General features: G+C 64.9%; 13 protein-coding genes and 2 pseudogenes. 3 read left to right on the forward strand and 12 right to left on the reverse strand.

The genetic code is table 11. The features are described 5' to 3' along the window. Positions 1-16: 16 nt before the first annotated feature. The 9 genes from QTI66_RS01610 to QTI66_RS01650 all read right to left on the reverse strand — a co-directional run bounded on the left by QTI66_RS01610 (position 17) and on the right by QTI66_RS01650 (position 13,315). A complete protein-coding gene (locus tag QTI66_RS01610) occupies positions 17-2,470 on the reverse strand; it encodes an efflux RND transporter permease subunit (protein WP_286557026.1) in 2,454 nt (817 codons plus the stop codon). Positions 2,471-2,495: 25 nt separating this feature from the next. Next, positions 2,496-3,611, reverse strand: a complete 1,116-nt coding sequence (locus tag QTI66_RS01615; protein WP_286557028.1) for a WD40/YVTN/BNR-like repeat-containing protein — start codon at positions 3,609-3,611, stop codon at positions 2,496-2,498. A 12-nt stretch (positions 3,612-3,623) separates the two neighbouring features. Then, entirely contained in the window at positions 3,624-4,973 is a 1,350-nt protein-coding gene (locus tag QTI66_RS01620; protein WP_286557030.1) for a DUF1329 domain-containing protein, read from the reverse strand. 10 nt (positions 4,974-4,983) lie between these two features. Then, positions 4,984-6,681 carry a DUF1302 domain-containing protein gene (locus tag QTI66_RS01625; protein WP_286557032.1) on the reverse strand — a complete coding sequence of 566 codons (1,698 nt, stop codon included), beginning with the start codon at positions 6,679-6,681 and terminating at the stop codon, positions 4,984-4,986. A gap of 233 nt (positions 6,682-6,914) precedes the next feature. After that, positions 6,915-8,177: a porin gene (locus tag QTI66_RS01630; protein WP_286557034.1), complete on the reverse strand. Its 1,263-nt coding sequence runs from the start codon at positions 8,175-8,177 to the stop codon at positions 6,915-6,917. An 83-nt stretch (positions 8,178-8,260) separates the two neighbouring features. Continuing rightward, on the reverse strand, positions 8,261-8,938 hold the full coding sequence (locus tag QTI66_RS01635; RefSeq protein WP_286557036.1) for a DsbA family oxidoreductase: 678 nt from the start codon (positions 8,936-8,938) through the stop codon (positions 8,261-8,263). Positions 8,939-9,220: 282 nt separating this feature from the next. Continuing rightward, positions 9,221-10,597 (reverse strand): FAD-binding protein, encoded by a 1,377-nt coding sequence (locus tag QTI66_RS01640; RefSeq protein ID WP_286557037.1) that lies wholly within the window; start codon positions 10,595-10,597, stop codon positions 9,221-9,223. A 10-nt stretch (positions 10,598-10,607) separates the two neighbouring features. After that, the gene (locus tag QTI66_RS01645; protein WP_286557038.1) at positions 10,608-12,518 is read right to left on the reverse strand and encodes a GMC oxidoreductase; all 1,911 of its coding nucleotides are present in this window, start codon (positions 12,516-12,518) and stop codon (positions 10,608-10,610) included. Next, positions 12,515-13,315, reverse strand: a complete 801-nt coding sequence (locus QTI66_RS01650; protein ID WP_286557039.1) for a hypothetical protein — start codon at positions 13,313-13,315, stop codon at positions 12,515-12,517. Before QTI66_RS01650 ends, QTI66_RS01645 begins: the two co-directional genes overlap by 4 nt. Positions 13,316-13,542: 227 nt before the next feature. Here QTI66_RS01650 and QTI66_RS01655 point away from each other — a divergent pair, with 227 nt between their 5' ends. The 3 genes and pseudogenes from QTI66_RS01655 to QTI66_RS01665 form a co-directional block, all read left to right on the forward strand. Further along, complete coding sequence (locus tag QTI66_RS01655) at positions 13,543-14,784, forward strand: glycosyltransferase (RefSeq protein WP_286557794.1); 1,242 nt, start codon at positions 13,543-13,545, stop codon at positions 14,782-14,784. 208 nt (positions 14,785-14,992) lie between these two features. After that, positions 14,993-15,646: pseudogene (locus tag QTI66_RS39890) on the forward strand (IS6 family transposase); the annotation flags it as partial. An 82-nt stretch (positions 15,647-15,728) separates the two neighbouring features. Then, positions 15,729-15,962 (forward strand): annotated as a pseudogene (locus QTI66_RS01665) (DDE-type integrase/transposase/recombinase); the annotation flags it as partial. A 159-nt stretch (positions 15,963-16,121) separates the two neighbouring features. Here the strand turns inward: QTI66_RS01665 and QTI66_RS01670 are convergent. The 3 genes from QTI66_RS01670 to QTI66_RS01680 are packed head-to-tail and all read right to left on the reverse strand — an operon-like array spanning position 16,122 to position 19,801. Beyond that, the gene (locus QTI66_RS01670) at positions 16,122-18,176 is read right to left on the reverse strand and encodes an ATP-binding protein (RefSeq protein WP_286557040.1); all 2,055 of its coding nucleotides are present in this window, start codon (positions 18,174-18,176) and stop codon (positions 16,122-16,124) included. A 24-nt stretch (positions 18,177-18,200) separates the two neighbouring features. Beyond that, positions 18,201-18,791 carry an SCO family protein gene (locus tag QTI66_RS01675; RefSeq protein ID WP_286557042.1) on the reverse strand — a complete coding sequence of 197 codons (591 nt, stop codon included), beginning with the start codon at positions 18,789-18,791 and terminating at the stop codon, positions 18,201-18,203. Beyond that, the gene (locus QTI66_RS01680; protein ID WP_286557043.1) at positions 18,788-19,801 is read right to left on the reverse strand and encodes an ABC transporter substrate-binding protein; all 1,014 of its coding nucleotides are present in this window, start codon (positions 19,799-19,801) and stop codon (positions 18,788-18,790) included. Before QTI66_RS01680 ends, QTI66_RS01675 begins: the two co-directional genes overlap by 4 nt. Positions 19,802-19,820 lie beyond the last annotated feature (19 nt).

Raw genomic sequence — 19,820 nt, forward strand, 5'->3', positions numbered from 1 at the left:
TCGCGTATCAAGCGTATCAAGCCACCGCGGTCGGCTCGACGCGCGGCACCTCGACACCCGCCAGCGCCGTCACCGGCTTGCGCAGCAGGAAGTGCGACAACGCCGGGATCAGCAGCACCGCACCCACCATGTTCCAGATGAACATGAACGCGAGCAGGATGCCCATGTCGGCCTGGAACTTGATGGGCGACAGCGCCCACGTCAGAACGCCAGCCGCCAGCGTGACGCCCACCAGCACGACGACCTTGCCGGTGAACTGCAACGCCACACGGTAAGCCTGGCCCAGCGTGGCGCCGGCGCGTTGCTGCGCGAGCTGCACGCTCAGCAGGTACAGCGCATAGTCCACGCCGATGCCCACGCCCAGCGCGATCACCGGCAACGTGGCCACCTTGACGCCGATGCCCAGCCAGACCATCAAGGCCTCGCAAAGCACCGACGTGATGACCAGCGGCACGACAGCCACCACCACGGCACGCCAGCTGCGGAAGGTGACGAAGCACAGCACGATGACCGCTGCATACACGAGCACCAGCATCTGCGTCCAGGCCTTGTGCACCACGATGTTGGTGGCGGCCTCGATGCCGGCGCCGCCCGCTGCGAGCAGGAACTTGCGATCGCCGTTGTTGTGCGCGTCCGCGAAAGCGGCGCTGGTTTGCACCACGCGGTCCAGCGTCTCGGCGCGATGGTCGGACAGGTAGGCGATCACCGGCATCACCGAGCATTCGGTGTTGAACAGTTCGGGGTTGTTCACGCTGGCCTGCTGCGCGCCGTAGTTCAGCACGTCCTGGTTGCGCGCGATCGTCAGCCACTTGGGGCTGCCCTCGTTGCTGCCGGCGGTGATCTGGCGCACGGCATTGGTGAGCGACATGGTTGTCTGCACACCCGGCACCTGTTGCAGCGTCCACGCGAGGCGATCGGCCTCGACCAGCGTCTCGTAGCGCAGGCAGCCTTCCTTGGCGGTCTTGACGATCACCGCGAAGGTGTCGCTCGACAGCGAGTAGTGGCCCGTGACGTACGCGTTGTCGCGGTTGTAGCGCGAGTCCGGCCGCAGTTCGGGCGCGCCCGGGTCCAGGTCGCCGATCTTCAGGTGCGTGCTCGCTGCGAAGCCCACGGCCAGCAGTGCGGCGGCCGCAGCCACGGTGGCCAGCGCCCAGCGTCGTTCGGTGAAACGTTCGAGCCAGCCGTAGACGCGGTTGATGCCGCCCGACTCGCCCTGTTCGGCGCGCAGGCTGCGTTGCGCCGCATCGTCGCTGACGCCGATGTACGACAGCAGCACCGGCAACAGGATCAGGTTGGTCACGATGAGCACGGCCACGCCGATGCTGGCGGTGAGCGCCAGGTCCTGGATGACCGGGATGTCGATCATCATCAGCACCGCGAAGCCCACGGCGTCGGCCACCAATGCGGTGAGTCCTGCCAGGAACAGTCGGCGGAAGGTGAAGCGTGCGGCCACCAGTCGGTGGGCGCCGCGGCCGATGTCCTGCATGATGCCGTTCATCTTCTGCGCGCCGTGCGACACGCCAATCGCGAAGACGAGGAAGGGCACGAGAATCGAATAGGGATCCAGCTCGAAACCGAGCCCGGCCACCATCCCCAGTTGCCACACGACCGCCACCAGCGAGCACGCAACCACCAGCGCCGTACTGCGCACGCAACGCGTGTAGAAATAGATGATGAGCGTGGCCACCAGCGCAGCAATGCCGAAGTACAGCGCCACCGCATAGAGACCTTCGATCAGGTCGCCCACCAGCTTGGCGAAGCCGATGCTGTGCATGCGGATGCCCGTGGGCTGGCCTTGCGCATCCGTCTCGTAGCGCGCGCGCATCTGCTCCAGCGCGCGCGACAGGCCGCGGTAGTCGATGCGCTGACCGGTCGAAGCGTCCTGGTCCAGCAGCGGCACGACGATCATGCTGGACTTGAAGTCATTGCCGACCAGTCCGCCCACCAATCCGGCGCGTGCGATGTTGCCGCGCAGCTGCTCGGTGGCGGCGGGCGAGCCGTTGTAGTTGTCGGGCATCACCGGACCGCCGCGAAAGCCTTCCTCGGTCACTTCGGTCCAGCGCACGGCGGGTGCCCACAGTGACTTCAGCCACGCGCGGTCCACGCCCGGCGTCAGGAAGAGTTCGTCCTGGATCTTCTTGAGCGAGGCGAGGTACTTCGGGTCGTAGATGTCGCCGTTGGTGTTCTCCACGACGATGCGCAGGGAGTTGCCCAGCCCGCGCAGGTCGGCGCGATGCTCCAGGTAGTTCTGGATGTAGGGGTGGCCCTGGGGCAGCATCTTCTCGAAGCTGGCGTTGAGCGTGAGCTTCGTCGCGGCCACCAGGCCCAGCAGCAGCGTGATGAGGCCGCAGGCCACCATCACCACGAGGCGGTGGTTGAAGATGAGGTTTTCCAGGCGCGAGCCGGAGCGGGTGTCGAACTGGTCGAGCGAACCCGGCGCGGACAGGTCCGCGGACGTGGGGGTGTGCATGTGCGTTTCTCCGCTGCCCGTTTTGTCAGGGCAGTGCAAGCGTTTGGGCGCCGCGCGGCCCGGCGATGACGACCGTGCCCTTGGCGGGGACGACCACCGCGGCGGCGGGGACGGTGCGTTCGGTGGAGGCGGCCTTGAAAGTGGCGCCTTCATCGTTGCTGGTCAGGATGTGGCCCGCCTGGCTGACGATGACGATGCGTCCGTCGTCCTGCCGCGTGCCGGCCGTCAGGCCGACCTGCAGGCCCGTGGGCGTCTGCTGCCAGCTGCGCCCGCCGTCGGTGCTGCGCAGCACGGTGCCGCGCAGGCCATAGGCAAGCAATGAACCGGCATTGCCGGTGACGCCGAACAGCGTGCCCTTGTAGGGCAGTTCGAGCGCGCGAAAACGTGTGTCGCCCTGCGCGAGCTTGAGCAGCAGCCCTTGCTCGCCGGCGATGTAGATGTCGGAGCCGATGCCACGCACCGCATAGAGGTGCAGGCCCTTGGGGTTGTCGACGGCATGCAGGCGCGGCTCCCAGGTGGCGCCACCGTCGGCGGTTTGCAGCACCAGGCCGAAAGCGCCCACGACGTAGCCGTTGGTTGCATCGCGGAACCACACGTCGAGGAAGGGGTTCTCGGCGCCTTGCGCCTCGAAGCGCCGTGCCTCTTCAAGCAGCGCTGCGGCGCGCTTCGGGTCGCTGGCCGACAGGGCCTCGGCCTCACGTGCGTAGTAGCGCGACATGACCTCGCCGACCTGACGGCCGTCGAGCTTGCGGGTCCAGGTCAGGCCGGCATCGGTGCTGCGCAGCACGATGCCGTCATGGCCCACGGCCCATCCGTTCCTCTCATCCGGAAAGGTCACGGCAACCAAGTCCGAACTCACAGGCACTTCGGCCTGCTGCCAGCTCTTGCCGGCATCGTCGGAGTAGACGATGTGGCCGCGCTGGCCCACCGCCACGATGCGGCTGCCGGCACTGGCCAGTCCGTTGAGCAATGCGCGCGATGCGAGCGGGCTCTTCACGGCCGGCGTGTCCAGCACGTCGCGCCAGCCCTTGTCCGGCGCGGCCTGTGCGGACCACGCCGCGACGCCAGCGGCGCATGCGGCAACCGACAGTGCCAGGGCCAGGGCGCGACCGCCCCGGGTGACTCGCTTCGCGCTCATCATGTCGCTCCCCGATCAGCGCACGCCGGAACCGGCGAGCGAATCGGCGGTCCACTCGCGGTCGGACAGCGCCTTGGTGTGGCGCAGACCGCCGGTTTCCGCGATGTAGCCCGTCAGCGAATAGACGCGCGATGCGAAGTCGTAGTGGCCGAACATGTCGGTGTACGGCGCAGGCAGGTCGTAGCTGGGTGCCATGTAGGCGAAGCCGGCGCGGTAGAGCTGGCCGCGTGCGTCATAGTTGTCCGACGCCAGCGCTGCCCACGAGTCCTCGTCGAGGTAGAAGGTGCGCTTGCTGTAGACGTGGCGCTTGCCGTCGCGCAGCGTGGCTTCCACGGCCCACACGCGGTGCAGTTCCCAGCGCACGAGGTCGGGGTTCAGGAAGTTGGGCTTGAGCAGGTCGTCCTGCTTGGACTGGTACACCGCGCCATAGGCGTTGTAGGGCACGTACATCTCCTTCTTGCCGACCAGCTTGAAGTCGAAGCGGTCCATCGAGCCGTTGAAGATGAAGGTGTCGTCGAAGGTCGTGGCGCCTGCGGTGCCGGGGTTGGGCGTGTCGAACGACAGGTCCGGCGCCACCTTGACGCGGCGCTGGCCGGGCAGGTAGCTCCAGGCGCGGCGGTCCTTCTGGCCGATGTCCAGCGGGTCGACGATCAGCAAGGCTTCACCGGCGCGGCGCGCGGGGCCCGTGTAGGTGAGCTTGATGCGCCAGTAGGTGTCGGCAGCGCTCTTGCTGGTGTCCCAGAACGGAAAGTCCTGCACGCTGACGCCTTCGGTGGCCAGGGCAGGGCGGCCGCTGGCATCGACGTTCAGGTTGCGGTACTTGGCCTCGTAGCTCTGGCCGTTGAAGCGCACCAGGTGGTTCCACATGGCTTCATAGCCGTCCTTGGGAATGGGGAACGGAAAGCCCGCGTGCACGCCTTCGATCGAACGGCCATCGTTGGTCGTCTTGGCCGTGACCGCGCTCTTGGCGGTGTTGTCCAGCACGAACTTCGGAAAGGTCACGGTGCGGTGCGTCGGGTAGACGTCCAGGCGGAAGTCCGGGTACTTCTGCAGCAGGGCCTTGGTGCCGTCGGTCAGCTTGTCCGCGTGGCTGGCCATGTTCTTGGCGTCGATCACGAGGCGCGGCTTCTCGCCGGCGAAGGGGTTGGGGCGCACGCCGTCGCCGGCCTTGAAGTCCGCCGGTGCCTTGGTCAGGCCACCGGTGTACGCGGGGATGGTGCCGTCCTTGTTGGCGCCTTTGTCGGCGCCGACCGGCGTGAGCGTGGTGCCGAGGGCCTTGGCCTCGTCGGCCGTGATGGCCGCCTGCGCGGCCAGGCCGGTCGATGCGGCAACGATGCCGGCGATCAATGAGCTGGAGAGTTTCATGGTGGTTGTCTCAGAAAGAGGTCTTGAAGGTGAGGCTCACGAAGCCGCGGTCCTTGAGCAGCGTCGTGAAGCCGTTCTGGCTGGTGACCGCGGTGCCGTTGGTGCTGCGGTATTCGCCGAGGTAGTCGATGTATTTCAGGTCGAAGCGGTACTTCTGGCGTACATCGACACCCAGGCCAACGCTGTAGTTGCCATTGCGCTGGTTGCCGCCGAAGACCGTGGCAGCGTTGCCGCTGAGGCCCACCGCGTAGGTCATGGGCGCATAGAGATCGATGCCGGGCCACACCTGGTACCAGGTGGGCGTGAACGCGAAGCCGGCGCCGACGTAGTTCTTGGTGGTACAGCCGTCCCACTTGTCCTTGCCGGCGCAGGCCGCGAAGCCTTCGGCAAAGAACAGGTTGGCGCCGCTGTTCACCTTGGCCCATTGCGACCACACCAGTTCGGCCGCCCAGGTGGCGGTGTCGAACAGCGGGGTCTTGTTGATCACGCCCACGGCGTTGACGAGCCCGTGGTAGGTGTCGCCGCGCGGGCCCTTGGTGTCGCCTTGCGCGGGCAGTCCGGGCGCGATGCCCAGAACCGTGCTGTTGAGCGGCGTGTTGTGGCGATAGGAGAGTTCGCTGCCCACGCTGACGCCGGCGATGTTCTTCGCCAGGCTCACGCCGTACAGGTCGATGTTGTCGGCGTAGATGAGGTTGTAGCGGCTGACGCCGGGGCCGACCTGCGTCAGGAAGGTCTGCGGCAGCTTGTCGGCAAAGGTGCGCCAGTAGGCGCCCATGGTGCCGTCCAGCCATGCGGGGCTCCAGCGTGCCGAGAGGCCGCCTTCACCGCGCTGCTTGGGCTCCGAAGGGTCGCCGCGACGGGCGAAGCCCAGTGCGGGCGAGATGAACTGGCGGTCCGGGCCGTTGAAGGCGAAGTCCACCGGGCCGAGGTAGGTGCCGCCCTCGGGATAGCGGTAGGACTCCCACTCGAGCATGTACTGCGCGGCAACCGAGAGATCCTCGGTCAGCTGGGCCTGCGCCGACAACTGGTTCAGCGGGCGGAACAGTTCCTTGGCTTCCACGCCCGGCGTGGCGAAGCCCTTTTGCAGGTCCAGTGGGTTCTGCGCATAGGCCACGCCGTGCAGGTTGCCAGCGAGGAACAGCGACTCGCCCCAGTACACGGTGTGGCGGCCCAGCTTGGCATTGACGGGCACTTCGCCGAGGTCGACGCCGCCGAAGACGAAGGCGTCGAGCAGTTCGCCCGAGGGGCCTTCGTAGTAACGGCGGGTGTAGTCGCTGTACTTCTTGCCGATGTAGCTGGGAATGTTGGACAGCGGCGGGTTCGGGTTGGTCTTGCTGTCCGCGCCGTAGGCGGCGTCATACCAGCCGGCGGCACTCACGCGACCGCCGTAGCGCTTCTTGTAGGCAATGTCGAATTCGGTCAGCAGGTCGAGGCGGTTCGAGACGGTCTGGCCCTTGTTGAAGCTGTAGGTGCCTTCGTCCGATACGGCCGAGTTGCCGATCTTCGAGTCGCGCTCCTCGACACGGTTCGCGTAGTTGTAGCGCACCGTGTTGTCCCAGCGCACCGACAGGTCGGGGTTGCCGGTCTCCAGTTCGAACGCGCTTGCGCCCGAAGCAAGAGTCACGAGGGCGACAGCTGCTGCGACGGCAGCGAGTGGGAAGGACGAGCGGGCTTCGAGGGATCCCGTCTTGCGTTTGGCGTGGTACACGTGTTTCCAGGTCTTGGTTTGTGGTCGGATTCCCCTGCATGCAGGGGGCTGTGGAGCGTGTGAAATTCTGTAAGCGACGTCCCCACCCCAGCCCCTCCTTGGTGGAGGGGGCGAGGGGGTGGGAAACCCTCAGGGCGTGCGCCTGGAGGCAGGTGCTCCGCCTGGAATCCGTGACCGCGGGCCTGGCAGCCGAAGCACGAATTCAGGGGTGGCCATGAGCACTTCGCCCGCTTTCAGAACGAGTGGCGGATGCCGATGTCGTACCCGACGGACGAGCTCGGCAAGGCGATGCCTGCACCACCGGGGATCGTGCCCGCGATGAAGGTGGGCGCGCCGGTGACGGCCAGCGAGGCGCCGTTCTTGTTTTTCAGGTAGGCGGCGGTCGTATACAGCGCCGTGCGCTTGGACAGGTTGTGCACGTAGCCAAGGGCCCACTGGTCGGACTTCGGCTCGTTCGTCACGCCGGCAATGTTCGCGCTCACGTGGTTGTAGTAGACCGCCGAGTAGGACGCCCGGATCACGCCGACGCCGACCGGCACGTTCACGCCGACAACGCCGCCATTGGCACCGGGCTTGGTGAACCCGGCTGGAATGGGCGAGTTGGCCGCCAGGTCGGTGACCTGCCTGTTGTTCGAATACTCACCGAAAAGTTTTACAAGCCCGAAGTCGTACGAGGCACCCAGGTTCCAGGTGTCCAGCGTGGTCGTGCTGCCAAGGTAGTAGTTGGAGCCGATGGTGCTCTTGCCATAGGCAACGGCGACGTCGAGCGGGCCGCTGGCGTACCCCAGGCGGCCACCGATGTACCGGCCCACGCGCGTGTCGTCGGCCGTGGCTGCGAGCGCCGGGTTGGCGGCAATCGCGGCAGCGCCGGGAGGGGTCAGGTTGCCCGGGTTCGTGCTGACCTTCTCGTTCATGGCGTACATGAACTGGCCATAGAGGCCGCCCAGGTTGGAAGGCAGGAAGTAGCCGACCGAATTGGAGGCGCGAACGTAGTTGCGATTCGACTGGAAGCCGCTGTTGGGCACGCCCAGGGCGGTGCCGCCGCTGGCGGTCGCGATCAGGCTGGTGCCCACGCCGTTGGTGTTGAAGGGATCGAAGATGCCGTCGTTCCAGAAGGTCGGGACGTAGTCGCGACCCAGGCGCAGTTCACCGAGCGTGCCGGACAGGCTCACCGTCGAGCGCCGGTTGAAGCTCAGGCCGCCGCCCGTCGCGGCGCCGCCGCCGTTGTCGATGGTGAGCCCCGCTTCCAGCCAGAAGCCGGCGGAGACGCCGCCGCCCAGGTCTTCCGTGCCGCGCAAGCCCAGGCGGCTGTTGTTGTAGCCACCGCTGGACAAGACCGTCTGGCTCTTGGTGACCGTTACTCCGGCCGGCGTTTCCGACTGGTTCTTGTAGCCGCTGACGGCGACGTCTGCCACGCCGAACAGCGTCACCGACGATTGGGCCGAGGCGGCGCCGGCAACAGCCAGCGAGGCCAGGGCGATGAGGGATTTCTTCATTTCCGTATGTCTCCAGAGTGAATGCGGGCGAGCGAGCGCCGCGGAACGTGCCGCTCGAAGCTCCCGGTGGTTTTGAATTGAAGCTAGGCGTCGAGCGCCCGCAACATGAGGTCGAGCAGCGCATCGGGCGATGCGGCGCCCGATAGCGCGAACGATTCGTCGAGAACAAAGCAAGGCACCCCGCTGATCGGATAGCGGAGCCTTGCGGGCACATGAGGGTCGATGCCAGCTTGCGCATCCCCGGCGTCGAGCCCGCACTCCAGCGCCAGTCGCTTGAGTACGGACGTATTGCCGATGTCTTCGCCCTCCATGAAATAGGCCGTGAAGATCCGCTGGATCAAACGGGCCTGCTGCGCGTCGGTGCCGTGGACGGCCGCCTGCGCGAGCAGCGCGTGGGTAGCGGCGGTGTTCGGCAACACCCCGATTCGATCGAACGCGAAGCGGATTCCCGCGGCGGTGCCGGCTTGCTGCACCTGCGCACGGCGCATTGCGACGGCTTCGGGGCTGCCGAGGCGATTCACGTAGAACGCCTGGTAGGGCAGGCCGCCCACCGGGGTGTCGGGGAGCAGGGGATACGAACACCACACGACTTGCAGTTGCACATCGGGCCGCAGCTCTGCCAGCCGGCTCGCGGCGGTGTCGAGATGGCGTGCTCCGATCAGGCACCACGGGCAGACGAAATCAAGGAAAACCTCGACCTTGAGCGAAGACTTCACGGTCTCGCTGCCTTGGCGTACCAGTACTGGTTCAGGCGAATTCATGAATCGATCCTGTGTGCGTGATGCGGTGTGCGGCTACCGGGTGCCAGTCGCGACGCGTGACGCGCAATTCGTGCAAACACGCTCTGAGGAAAGCCATGCCGTTCTCCGGTGGGGTGAGCCGCGCCCGACGCTGCGGCAACGAAGAATGGGAGGTGTCGGGCTATGCGTAAATTTATCGCCCGGCCCTGCGCGCGCCCCCCTTCCTGAGGGAGGGGAAGGACGTAAACAGCGGACTTGCCTTGCGTCTCCAGAAGTCCTGGAGCGCCATGTCCGCGATTGAAGTCAATGGATCCCGAAGATCGCGCCGAGCGCCTCATTGACGAACAGGTCGTCCGGATCCACGTTCATCTGTTGGCGGACAGCCAGGAATTCATCGATTTGGGAAGCGAAAGCCTTTCGCATGGCGGTGGGTGCGTCGGGCATGTACTGGAACGCCTTGGCCCAATGCGTGCGCGCGCGGGGAAGTTCGGCCATCCACACCGACAGGACCTCGGCCGCGAATTCGGCGAACAGCGGGGTCTTGTGATAGCTGAAGAGTTCCGCCATGCAAGTGCGTGTGTTGCCCCGGCATGACGAGAGAAGCGCATCGCTGTTGCGTATGAAGCGAAATCCCAGCGTCGAGTTGAGCGGGTACTGGCCGCGCACCTTCCATTCGTCGACCTTGGCCGCGGTCAGGGCAAAGGCTCTTCGCACGCTGTCGAATTCCTCATCGATATCAAAGACCACTTCGATGTCCAGAAGGCGGTAGCGATCCAGAAAGAAACCATAGTCCGCGCAATGCACATAGTGCGTGATGCTGGAGACATAGTCGCCCGGATCGAGCATCTGAAAACTGGCGCGCAGCACGTCGGGGATGAGTGACGGGTTGGATTCGATCGCGTCCAGCGCAAGCGCGCTTCCGAATTCATAGAGCCGGTCGCGAAAGGCGTTGGCCGGCGGCGCAAAGCTGTTGCGCGTGACGGGCAAGTCTGTCTTGTTGGCCTTCTGCATCCACAGGCTGTCGTTGAAGGGCATCCAGGAGACTTCGGCGTAGTCGTTGTCCATCACCAGGCCTTTCACTCCCGCGAGCGCGGTGTCGACGCGTTCCTTCCATTCGACAACGTGGACATTGAACATGGGAAGCACACGAATGCGGTAGCGCGTGACGATGCCCAGCATGCCGAGCGACAGGCGCAGCGCATTCATCACCTGGTCACCGTCGCGCTCGAGCGAGTACTCGCGCAGTTCGCCCTGCGAGGTGACCAGTTCGACGCCTTCGATCCAGTCCGAGACGGACGGCGTGTCGATGCCGGAGCCGTGACACCCCGTGGAGAAAACGCCGCCCATGGTGGCCTCGCCCAGCCCGATGCCCACGCTGGAAGGGACGCAGACCTTGCGATCCAGCATGAATTGCGCGAGCTGATCGACCGTGACCCCCGACCCCAGGGTGAGCACACCCGCTGCGGCGTCGAGCGAGAGCTCGGCAAAGTTCGCCATGCTGATGAGCAATCCGCTGGTCTGCACCAGCGGACTCCAGCTGTGGCCGCTGCCGACCACACGCACGCGCTGCTTCGTCCTGCGTGCCTCGGCCAGCACCGCGCACAGCGCTTCGACGGTGACGGGGGCATGGATGCCCGCGGGGGTGGCCGTGACGTTGCCGGCCCAGTTTTGCCAGATCACAGCGGCCCCTTCAGTTCAGTTCGTTGCCGCGGCGCAGCGCGTCAACCAGGTAGCTGCCGACGCGCATGGCGTTGGCCATGGCCGTTGCCATCGGGTTGACGCCCAGCGATGTGGGAAAGCAACTGGTGTCGACGACGAAGACGTTGGGGACCTCGTGCATGCGGCAGTGGCGGTCGAGCACGGACGTGCGCGGGTCGTCGCCCATGCGGCAGGTGCCCATCTGGTGGTCGCCGAAGAGCGTGAGCAACTGCGGGTCGGACAGCGTGAAGTCGATGCCGATCTTTTCGTAGACCGCGAAGATTTCCCGAAAGCGCGCCTTCATCAAGCGGAACAACAGTTGCTCGTGTTCGCCGAAACTGCGCGTGATGCGTGCGACCGGCAAGCCGTACTCGTCCACGTACTGCGGATCCAGCGTGACGCGGTTGCGCGGCATCGGATGGTCGTCGCCCGTGGTGCGCAGGTCCAGCTGGCGCGTGTAGTCGTCCATCTGGCCCAGGAGGTCCATGCCGATGGCGCCCCCCTGAAGCGAATTGACGGCGCCGTGCAGCGGGTTCTTCTTTTCCGCGGCCGTCATGATGCCCATCTTCCACCAGGAGTCGGCGGTCTCGCCCGGAATGAAGTAGTTGTCGTAGCTGGTGGTCGAGCCGATGTTGCCCAGCTCGGGGTGCAGCAGGCCCTGGTATTGCGGTGGCAACTGCACGCTCGAACTCATGTTGAAGAGATGGAACATCACGTTGCGGCCGACGTTGCCGTAGCGGTTGCCCAAGCCTTCGGGCGGTCCTGACATCAGCAGCAGGCGGGCGGACTGCACGGCCCCGCAGGACAACACCACATACTTCGCGAGCACTTCGTGCTTCACGGGCCGGTCGGGATCGGTGATGTCCAGATAGCGCACGCCATTCGCGCGCCGCAGGCGAGAGTCGTACAGCACCTCGTAGACCTTGGCGTTGCAACGCACGTCGGCATGCTCGGGCAGGTCGCGCATCTCCACCAGCGTGGTCGAGAAGACGCCGCTCTTGGGTGCATTGCTGCCCCAGCAAATGAAGTCTTCGCAAAAGCCGCACATGTTGCAGGCCGCGCGCACGCGGTCGGACCACAGCGCTTCGGGATCCTGGTGCCAGAAGGCGCTGCCCGGGCCATCCGGGACGGTGCTGGCAGCCTTGGCCAACTCCGCACGGGTACGGTAGCCATCGCTGCCGGGGTTGACCAGTGCGGTGGGAATGGGCAGGCACGTCACGCCGGCCGCCTGGGCACCGTCGAAGAAGAACTGGCCCACCGGTTTTTGCGGATAGGGTGGTGACGGATAGGGAAAGGTGGACTCCCAGCGGCCATAGCCGGCGACGTCCGGGTTCAGTGTCTTGAAGGCCTTGTACCAGGGGCTGCCCACCAGGGCCTGGTTCATCGCCTCTCGGTCGCCATTGACGGCCAGCATTGCCTCGGTGACGTTGAAGTAGGGCTCCATCTCGTCATAGGACACCGGCCAGTCGGCGACGTCGTAGCCCCATGCCCGGAATTGATCGAGCTGGCCCGTTTTTGTGTAGTGGCTGCGCAGCCGGAAATCGATGGGCAAGGCGCGCACGGCCCAGCCGCCCCACAGGTTGGAGCCGCCGCCCAGGGTCGTCGCACTCCATCCGCCGATCATGTTGGAGTTGAGCGGGCGGGCTTGCAGTTCCTCGGTGGGCCTGAAGGTGTTGTAGTCGCCCCGCGGCTGGCGTTTGCCGTCCGGCTTTTGTTGCTGGAATCGATATTCGTCGTGCAGGCCGGGGTCGAAAGGCGTGTTCACTTCCTCCTTCGGCAGCGACCAGTCGGCGCCCTGGTCGAGCACGACGACGCGGTAGCCGGCCTTGGCCAGCATCCAGCTCAGGGTGCCTCCGCCGCCGCCGGAGCCCACGATGACAAAGTCCACGCGACGTTGGTTCATGAGCTTGCCCTTTCGGTCGCAGGCGCAACGGCCTTGCGAAGGTCGGCCTGGATCTGCGCCACGAAGCGCGTGACCGCTTCCCCGGCCTGGGCGGGCGTGTTCTTGTTGCCGCGTCTTCGCGCCTGTCCCAGTTCGGTCAGCACTGCGGTTGCATAGCTGGGTTGGCCGGGTACGGCAGACTCGTTTCGCATGCCCAGGAGCGCATACAACACGTCGGCGGCAAACTGGTTCATGAAAACGCTGGCGGGGTACACGGTGCCTGGCCAGGCGGGCAGTGTGTCGGTGAAGAGCGCATGCGCCAGGGCCTCCCAGCCCGCGTCGTCGTGTGGTCTCGAGACGCCCAGGCAATAGGCCAGGTCGCGCAGCGTGTCGGCGTAGAAGGGCAGGCGGGCGATCTGCTGGTTCTGGCTGTCCAGCAGCACGTTTTGCGAGGGCACGATGCCGAAGGATGCGAACTCCTCCAGGCCCCTTTCAGCGCGCCAGGCCGCAACGCGATCCAGTGGCGAAGCCGCCAGCGGTTGAGCGGCGACGCGCTGCCAGCGTGCCTGCGCCTGGATGTCGTCCGAGGTCTCGCGCAGCAGGCCTTCGAAAAAGCAATCGAAGCCGGTGTCCGCCGGGGTCAAGGACTGCCCCGGTGCCCGCCAAGGCATGGGTTGGCCGGCGAAGGTCGGGTCGGCCTGCGGGTTGTAGGCCTTCAGTGCGATCCAGCGCTGCAAGGGCACGGCGCCCTGCGCCAGGGCCGCCAGATCGGCGCGCATCGTCGGCGTGAGCAGGTCCTCGATTCTCGGCAATGACATGGGTGCCTCCGGGGGGAAAGGTCGGGCCTTGCGCCATTCGGATGGCGTCTCGATTCTTCTGGGCTCGCGTCGTTCAGACCTTTGAGGGTCTTCAAAAGAGAGCGAGCACTAACACCAAATGGAAGCGCAGCGTAGTGATCATCGGCAACGAAGTCAATCAGCCAAAAAGTCGAGGGCATGCGGATCTGCACATGAGCCACACTGCAAGCAATGACCATGGGCAAACGGTGAAGATCGTCGTCGTCACCTACGGAACCGAAGGCGATACCCGCCCACTTGCGGCGCTGTGCCGGGCCCTCATGGATGCAGGCCACCAGGTCCTGCTCCTTGCCGACGCTTCGACGCTTGGGTCGGCGACGGGGTTGGGCATTCCCTCGCAGGCGCTGTCCGGCGACATTCGAACAGCCCTCCAGCCCAAGGCGAAACTTTCAGGCTCGAGTGGCAAGAAGGGCGGGTTCACCAATGCCGCAAAAGCGCTTGCTGAACTGGCCAATGCGAACACCGCCGCGTGGATGCGGGAAGTGGCCGATGCGACGGCGGGCTGCGATGTCATCATGGCATCGGCGCTGGCCGCGTTCGTGGCCTTGTCGGTCGCCGAATATCGGGGCATTCCCGCCATCGGCACGGGCTTCATCCCCATCACGCCGACCGCCGATTTCCCGTCGCCATTTCTGCCGCCTGGCTTGGTCCCGCGCGTCCTGAACCGATCCAGCCACCGCCTCGTCAATGAACTGGTCTGGCGGACCTTGCGAAAGACGACCAACGCGGCGCGCGCCAGCGTCTGTGGCCTGCCTGCGCGTGCGCACGTCTGGACAGACCACCCCATGCTGTACGGCGTGTCCCCCGCACTGATCGCTCAACCGCAGGACTGGCCACCGAATGCCCTGGCCTGCGGCCAGTGGGCGCTGCCTGATCCTCAATGGTCGCCGCCGCCGGAGCTCGAAGCGTTTCTGGCATCCGGCGAACCTCCCGTCTACGTCGGTTTCGGAAGCATGGCCGGCCTGGACCCGCACCGAACGACTGAAGCGCTGATCGCTGCAGTCGATGGAAGGCGCGCCTTGTTCTACCCCGGTTGGAGCGGTGTGGAGCCTCCCAGTCTTCCAGACAACGTCTTTGTCGTCGGTGACACACCCCACACATGGCTCTTCCCGCGGACGTCCATGGTGGTTCATCACGGCGGGTCGGGGACCTCCCATAGCGCAGCGCGAGCCGGCAAGCCGTCGGTCGTGGTGCCCTTCGCCGGGGATCAATTCTTCTGGGCGGATCGCCTTCGCCGTCTTGGTGTGGCGGACAGGCCAGTGAACGCCAGGAAGATGGACCGTTCGGAGATCATGCGATGCATCGCCTTCGCCGAACGGGACGAGGTCCGCGCGCAAGCGATCGAACTGGGAAGCCGGATGTCCGGGGAAGAAGGGCTGGGGAGCGCGGTCCTCGCAGTCGAGCGACTGGTAGCCGCTGGGGTGAAGTGATCGCTGGAAGGCAGCGGCGCCAGCGGAAGCGGTCGTAGACTCAAGAATGGCGGCCGGCTCAAATCGGCCACAAGCCGTCATGGAGTGGGGCCGCCCCGCGCGGCCGAGGTGGACCTGAAAGCAGCCATGAGGCCTACGCGACGGGCTTGGTTCTGTCGCGGTAACGACGCACGGTAAGCTGCGGCGAGATAAAAAATAAAGCCCTGCGATGATCGGCTCTCTGCACAAGATGATCATGCGGATGCATTACCCGCTGGAGGTGATGCTGACTTCCGTACGTTGGTACGCCACCTATCCGCTGAGCCTGCGCCACATCGAGGAGATGATGGCCGAGCGCGGCGTATTCGTCGATCACGCGACGGTTCATTGCTGGTCAATCAAGATCCTGCCTGTGCGGGCCGCGGTCTTTCGGCGACGCAAGCGAGCGGTGGCGATGAGCTGGCGCATGGACGAAACCTATACTAAGGTCGCGGGCCAATGGAAGTACCTGTATCGAGCGGTCGACCGTGACGGTCATACATGCAGCCGCACGATGCATTTTCGAACAGGCCATCGGTTTGCATGGTGCGCCTGAGAAAGTCACCTTCGACAGAAGCGGTGCTAACGGGGCCGCCATCCAGAGCATTCAAGCCGACTCCGGTGCGCCCATCGAGATGCGCCAGTCGAAGTACCTCAACAACACGTCGAACAAGACCATCGGGCCGTCAAACGCATCGTGCGGCCGACGCTCGGCTTCAAGTCATTCCGATCCGCACGAGCGCTCATTGCCGGCATCGAGACCATGTACATGATCATGAAGGGGCAGATGGACTGCCTCGAAGGCCAAGCCTCGTCCGCAGCAACGAAGTTCTACTCGCTCGCTTTCTCAGCGAAACGGCACGACGCGAACTTGCTCGGCCCGGCACTGCGACTGCGACAGAATCGCGCAGAGCCCTCGCTGGAAAGACACGCGGTTGCGATCGTCGTGCTAGCTGAACAACATGGTGGGGCAGGACCATCGAGGTGTGAAGTCGCGCATCAAGCCGATGCTGGGCTTCAAGGTCTTCGATCGCGCGGCCGTCACGATCGCCGGCGTCGAACTGCTGCATCGCATCCGCAAAGGCCAGTTCAATGTCGGCAAGCTGCGTCTTCGAGGCCAAGCCGCGCCTGCAGTTTGGAATGCCATACTTTCTGCCTGAACCGTCCAGCACTCTCGCCGTGTCAAGCGGCCACGATCAATTTTTGCGCCAGAGCCCCGCTGTGCGGGTGGCTTCACTTTGGCCCGCTCTCGGTTGCCTTGGCTCGTGCAGCCCGGCATCGAACACCACAAAGCTCGCATCTACGTTTTGAGGCGCCCATTACGTTGACTCCCCCAGGAGCTCTGGAAGCGTGAACGCAAACTTCGAGCCCATCCCAGGCGCACTCTCAAGGTGGATCGCCCCGCCATGGAGTTCGACGAAGCGTTTCGCAAGCGCAAGGCCCAGCCCCGTGCCTTCGGACTTCCGGAGCTGATCGCTCCTAACCTGGCGGAATTCCTCGAACACCAGTGCCTGCTGGTCCGGCGCAATGCCGATGCCGTTGTCGATCACCGCGATCTCGACTTCGCTGCCTTCAACGCCTTGCAGGCGCCTGGCGCGCAGGGTCACGCTGCCGCCAACGGGGGTGAACTTGACCGCATTTGACAACAGGTTTACCACCACCTGCATGATCTTGCGCTGGTCGGCCACCCAGTCGCCCAAGTTGCCGGCCGCGTCGAGCGACAGCGTCAAACCATTGCGGGTGACACGCTCTCGCACCAGCATCGCTGCGCTGTTGAGCGTTTCGTGGATGTCAAAGCGCGTGAGGTTCAGCTCCATGCGGCCGGCCTCGATCTTCGACAGGTCGAGCACGTCGTTGATGAGGCTCAGCAGATGGTGCCCCGAGCTGTGGATGTCGCGCAAATACTCGAGTTGCTTGTCGTTGACCTCGCCGACCATGCGCTCGATCAGCACTTCGGAGAAGCCGATGATGGCATTGAGGGGCGTGCGCAGTTCGTGCGACATCGCGGCCAGGAACTCCGACTTGTGCCGGTTCGCCGCTTCGATCTGCCTGCTCTTGTCCTGGATTTCGTGGAACTGGCGCGAGTTCTGGATGGCGATCGCCGCCTGGTCGGCGAAGGTTTTCAGGAGAGCGACCTCCTTGTCGTCGAACGGGTGCAACTCGTCACGCGTGACGATGATCGCACCGACGCCCCTTTCTTCCCAAAACATCGGCGCTGCAACAAAGGCGCGCGCTCCCCCTTGCGCGGCGACCCGCCTGGTAATCTCCGGTGCACGTTCGTCGGACACGACGTTGTCGAATCGAACAACGCACCGCTCGGCAATCGCACGGGCCGTCGACGTTGAATCAAGCGGCATGGGAAAACTGTCAGCGATGAATTTTCGGCTCTCGGGCGTACCGCTATACGCGACCATGTGAAGCAAACCATCTGACCCGATCAGGTTGATCTGCGACGATTCGGCGTGAAGCAATCGCTCGCCAGACTGTGCGATGTGGTCGAAGACCGGCTGCGCGTCGGCGACCGAACTGCTGATGACCTGCAGTACTTCCGCGGTGGCCGCGAGCCGCTCGTACAGGCGCCCCAAGTCGTCGCTCATGTGATTCAGGTTGCCGGCCAAAGCCCCCAACTCGTCGCGGTTGGGCACCTGCAACTTACTTGTGAAGTCTCCGGCGGCGATCTGATCGAAGCGCTCACCCATCAGCTTCAGCGGGTCGATCAACGACAACGAGATCGCATAGCCCAGCCCCAGCGCAAGGACAATGCTGCCTACCGCAAAAGCCACCACCCAGCGCCGCGAGGCCGTGTAGCCGTCATGGGTTTCGTCAATGCGCGCCAGCATGTCGGCCTCGGCCTTGTTGACGAGTTCATTCGTCAGGCGCTCGAGCCGTTCGGCATGCGGCCCCGCACGTTCAAGCTGCGCCATTCGTCCTTCCGTCACCTTGCCGGCGCGGACCAGCGCGATCACTTCGCCTACCGCGGTGGTGAAGCCGTCGTATTCAAGGCGCACGCGCTGTAGCACCTCAACTTCGTCCTTTGCAACGAACATCAACCGGTCGAGGTCGTAGCCGAACTGGTCGAGTTGGCGCAGCGTCGCGTCCAGCGTGGCCGGCTCGGGCGCCAGCATCGCCGTGGCCACGCTGAACAACTGCGAGGTGGTGCTGTGCTGCATCTGCCGGTATGCCGCGATCTTGCGTTGCAGTTGAACGAACTCTTCGGCGCGCTGGTTAAGCCGACCCAGTTCGGCGAGGCTGACCGCACCGATCGCGATCAACAGCCCCACGATGGCAAGAAACGCCACCAGCAGCTTGGTGTGCACCGTGGCCGGCGCTCGCGCGACGGCCATGGGCAGCCAGCGAAGCAAGGGTGCAATCATGGGGTTTCACGGCATCGGCGCAAGTCACTCACTCGACAGCATCTGGAGGTCTCGCTGCATTTCCCGCGGGTCGAAGTGCGTGCCCATGTATTGCACGCGCAGCATGCCGGCGCGGTCGATCAGCGACGTCAGGAACAGGTGATCGACACCCCCATTGTCTGCCGCCTTCGCATACGCGCCATAGCGTCGCACCACCTCGTCAATGCCCTTGGGGGCTCCGGTCAGGAAATACCAGCCTGGCATGTCAACCCCGAATGCTGCCGCATAGCTGCGCAAACGCGCCGGCGTGTCGTTCAACGGGTCGACTGTAATGGCCACGAACGCGTACCGTGTGTCGAACTCGCCGCCCAGGCCGCGCCCGACCTCGGCAAGCTTGGCCGTGAGAATCGGGCAGCTCGCGCTGCAGGTTGTGAACACGAAGGTGACCAACAAGACCTTTCCGCGCAGATCGGCGAGCGCAACGCGAGGGCCCTTTGCAGACTCCAGTGCGAAAGGCGGTGCCGGGCCGAGCATGGGCAGGCGCTCGTCGACGGTGCTTGGCGCGGCGTGTGCGATCAGCGACCCCGCCAACAGAGACGAGATCGCCAAGGCAACGCTGGCCGCGGCATTCCTCACGCCTTCAACTCCCGCTTCAGTTCATCCAGAAACCGCCAGTCCGTAGCTTCCGCAATGAGCTTTTGCGGCGTGGACTTGATCAGGCCGACGTCGCGCAGGCGCAATGCGTGAAAGCGCAAGGTGTCTTCTGGGTTGGCGGTGCGGTAGTCATAGTTGAGCTTCTTCAGCGCTTCGAGCCCGATGTCATACCGCGGCTCGTAGCCGTGGTCGCGCAGGTAGCCCGCCGCCTGTTGCGGCGAGGCCTTGCACAGGTCGACGGCCTTCAAGATCGCGCGCAGCACGTGTTTTGTCGCCACTGGGTTGCGCTGGAGGTAGTCGCGGTTCGCGCCGATCATGCAGCAGTAGTACTGCGACCAAGGCCGATCAACGTTGGTGTCTAACAGCACTTGGCCGACCTTCCGCGCGCGCAACTCCTGCGGCTCAGGAGGAAAGGCAAGGAACGCGTCGGCCCGCTTGTCGATGAACGTGTTCATCGCGCTTTCGCCGGGGCGGGCCAGCCAGGTGACGTCTTTCGGGTTGAGGCCCGCATACGAAAGCATGCTGGACAGCAGGATTTGGTCGCCCCCCATGTACTTCTCGCAGACAAGCGTCTTGCCCTTCAAATCGCTCAGCTTTCGCATGCTCCCGTGGCCGAACAGTTCCCAACAGCCCAGATGCACGCCTGCCAGCAATACCACACGCTTGCCCGCATCAAGCACCGGCAGGAAGCCGGTTGTGTACCACATGGAGATGTCGGCCTCGCCGCCCGCCAGCGCGTCCGGGCCGGCGCGCGTACCCAGCGGAAGGTATTGGACACTGCTGAACCCCTCCATGCGCAGCAGTTCGCCGGCCAGGTATTGCGGCGCAACACAGATCGACGGCGAATGGCAAAAGCGCACGCTGCCCGTTTCGGGCGGCGAGTCGGCGACGGCCGCGCGGTGTTGAAGCCCCACCAAGGCAACCGCTGCGAGGGCGGATGCACGTTCGAGAAGTCCTCGGCGGCTCGGTCCCGGCGACATGATCTTGTCCATGATGTTTGCCCGGTTCTGC

The sequence above is a fragment of the Variovorax brevis genome, assembly GCF_030317105.1.
In the GTDB taxonomy this organism is placed as follows: domain Bacteria; phylum Pseudomonadota; class Gammaproteobacteria; order Burkholderiales; family Burkholderiaceae_C; genus Variovorax; species Variovorax brevis.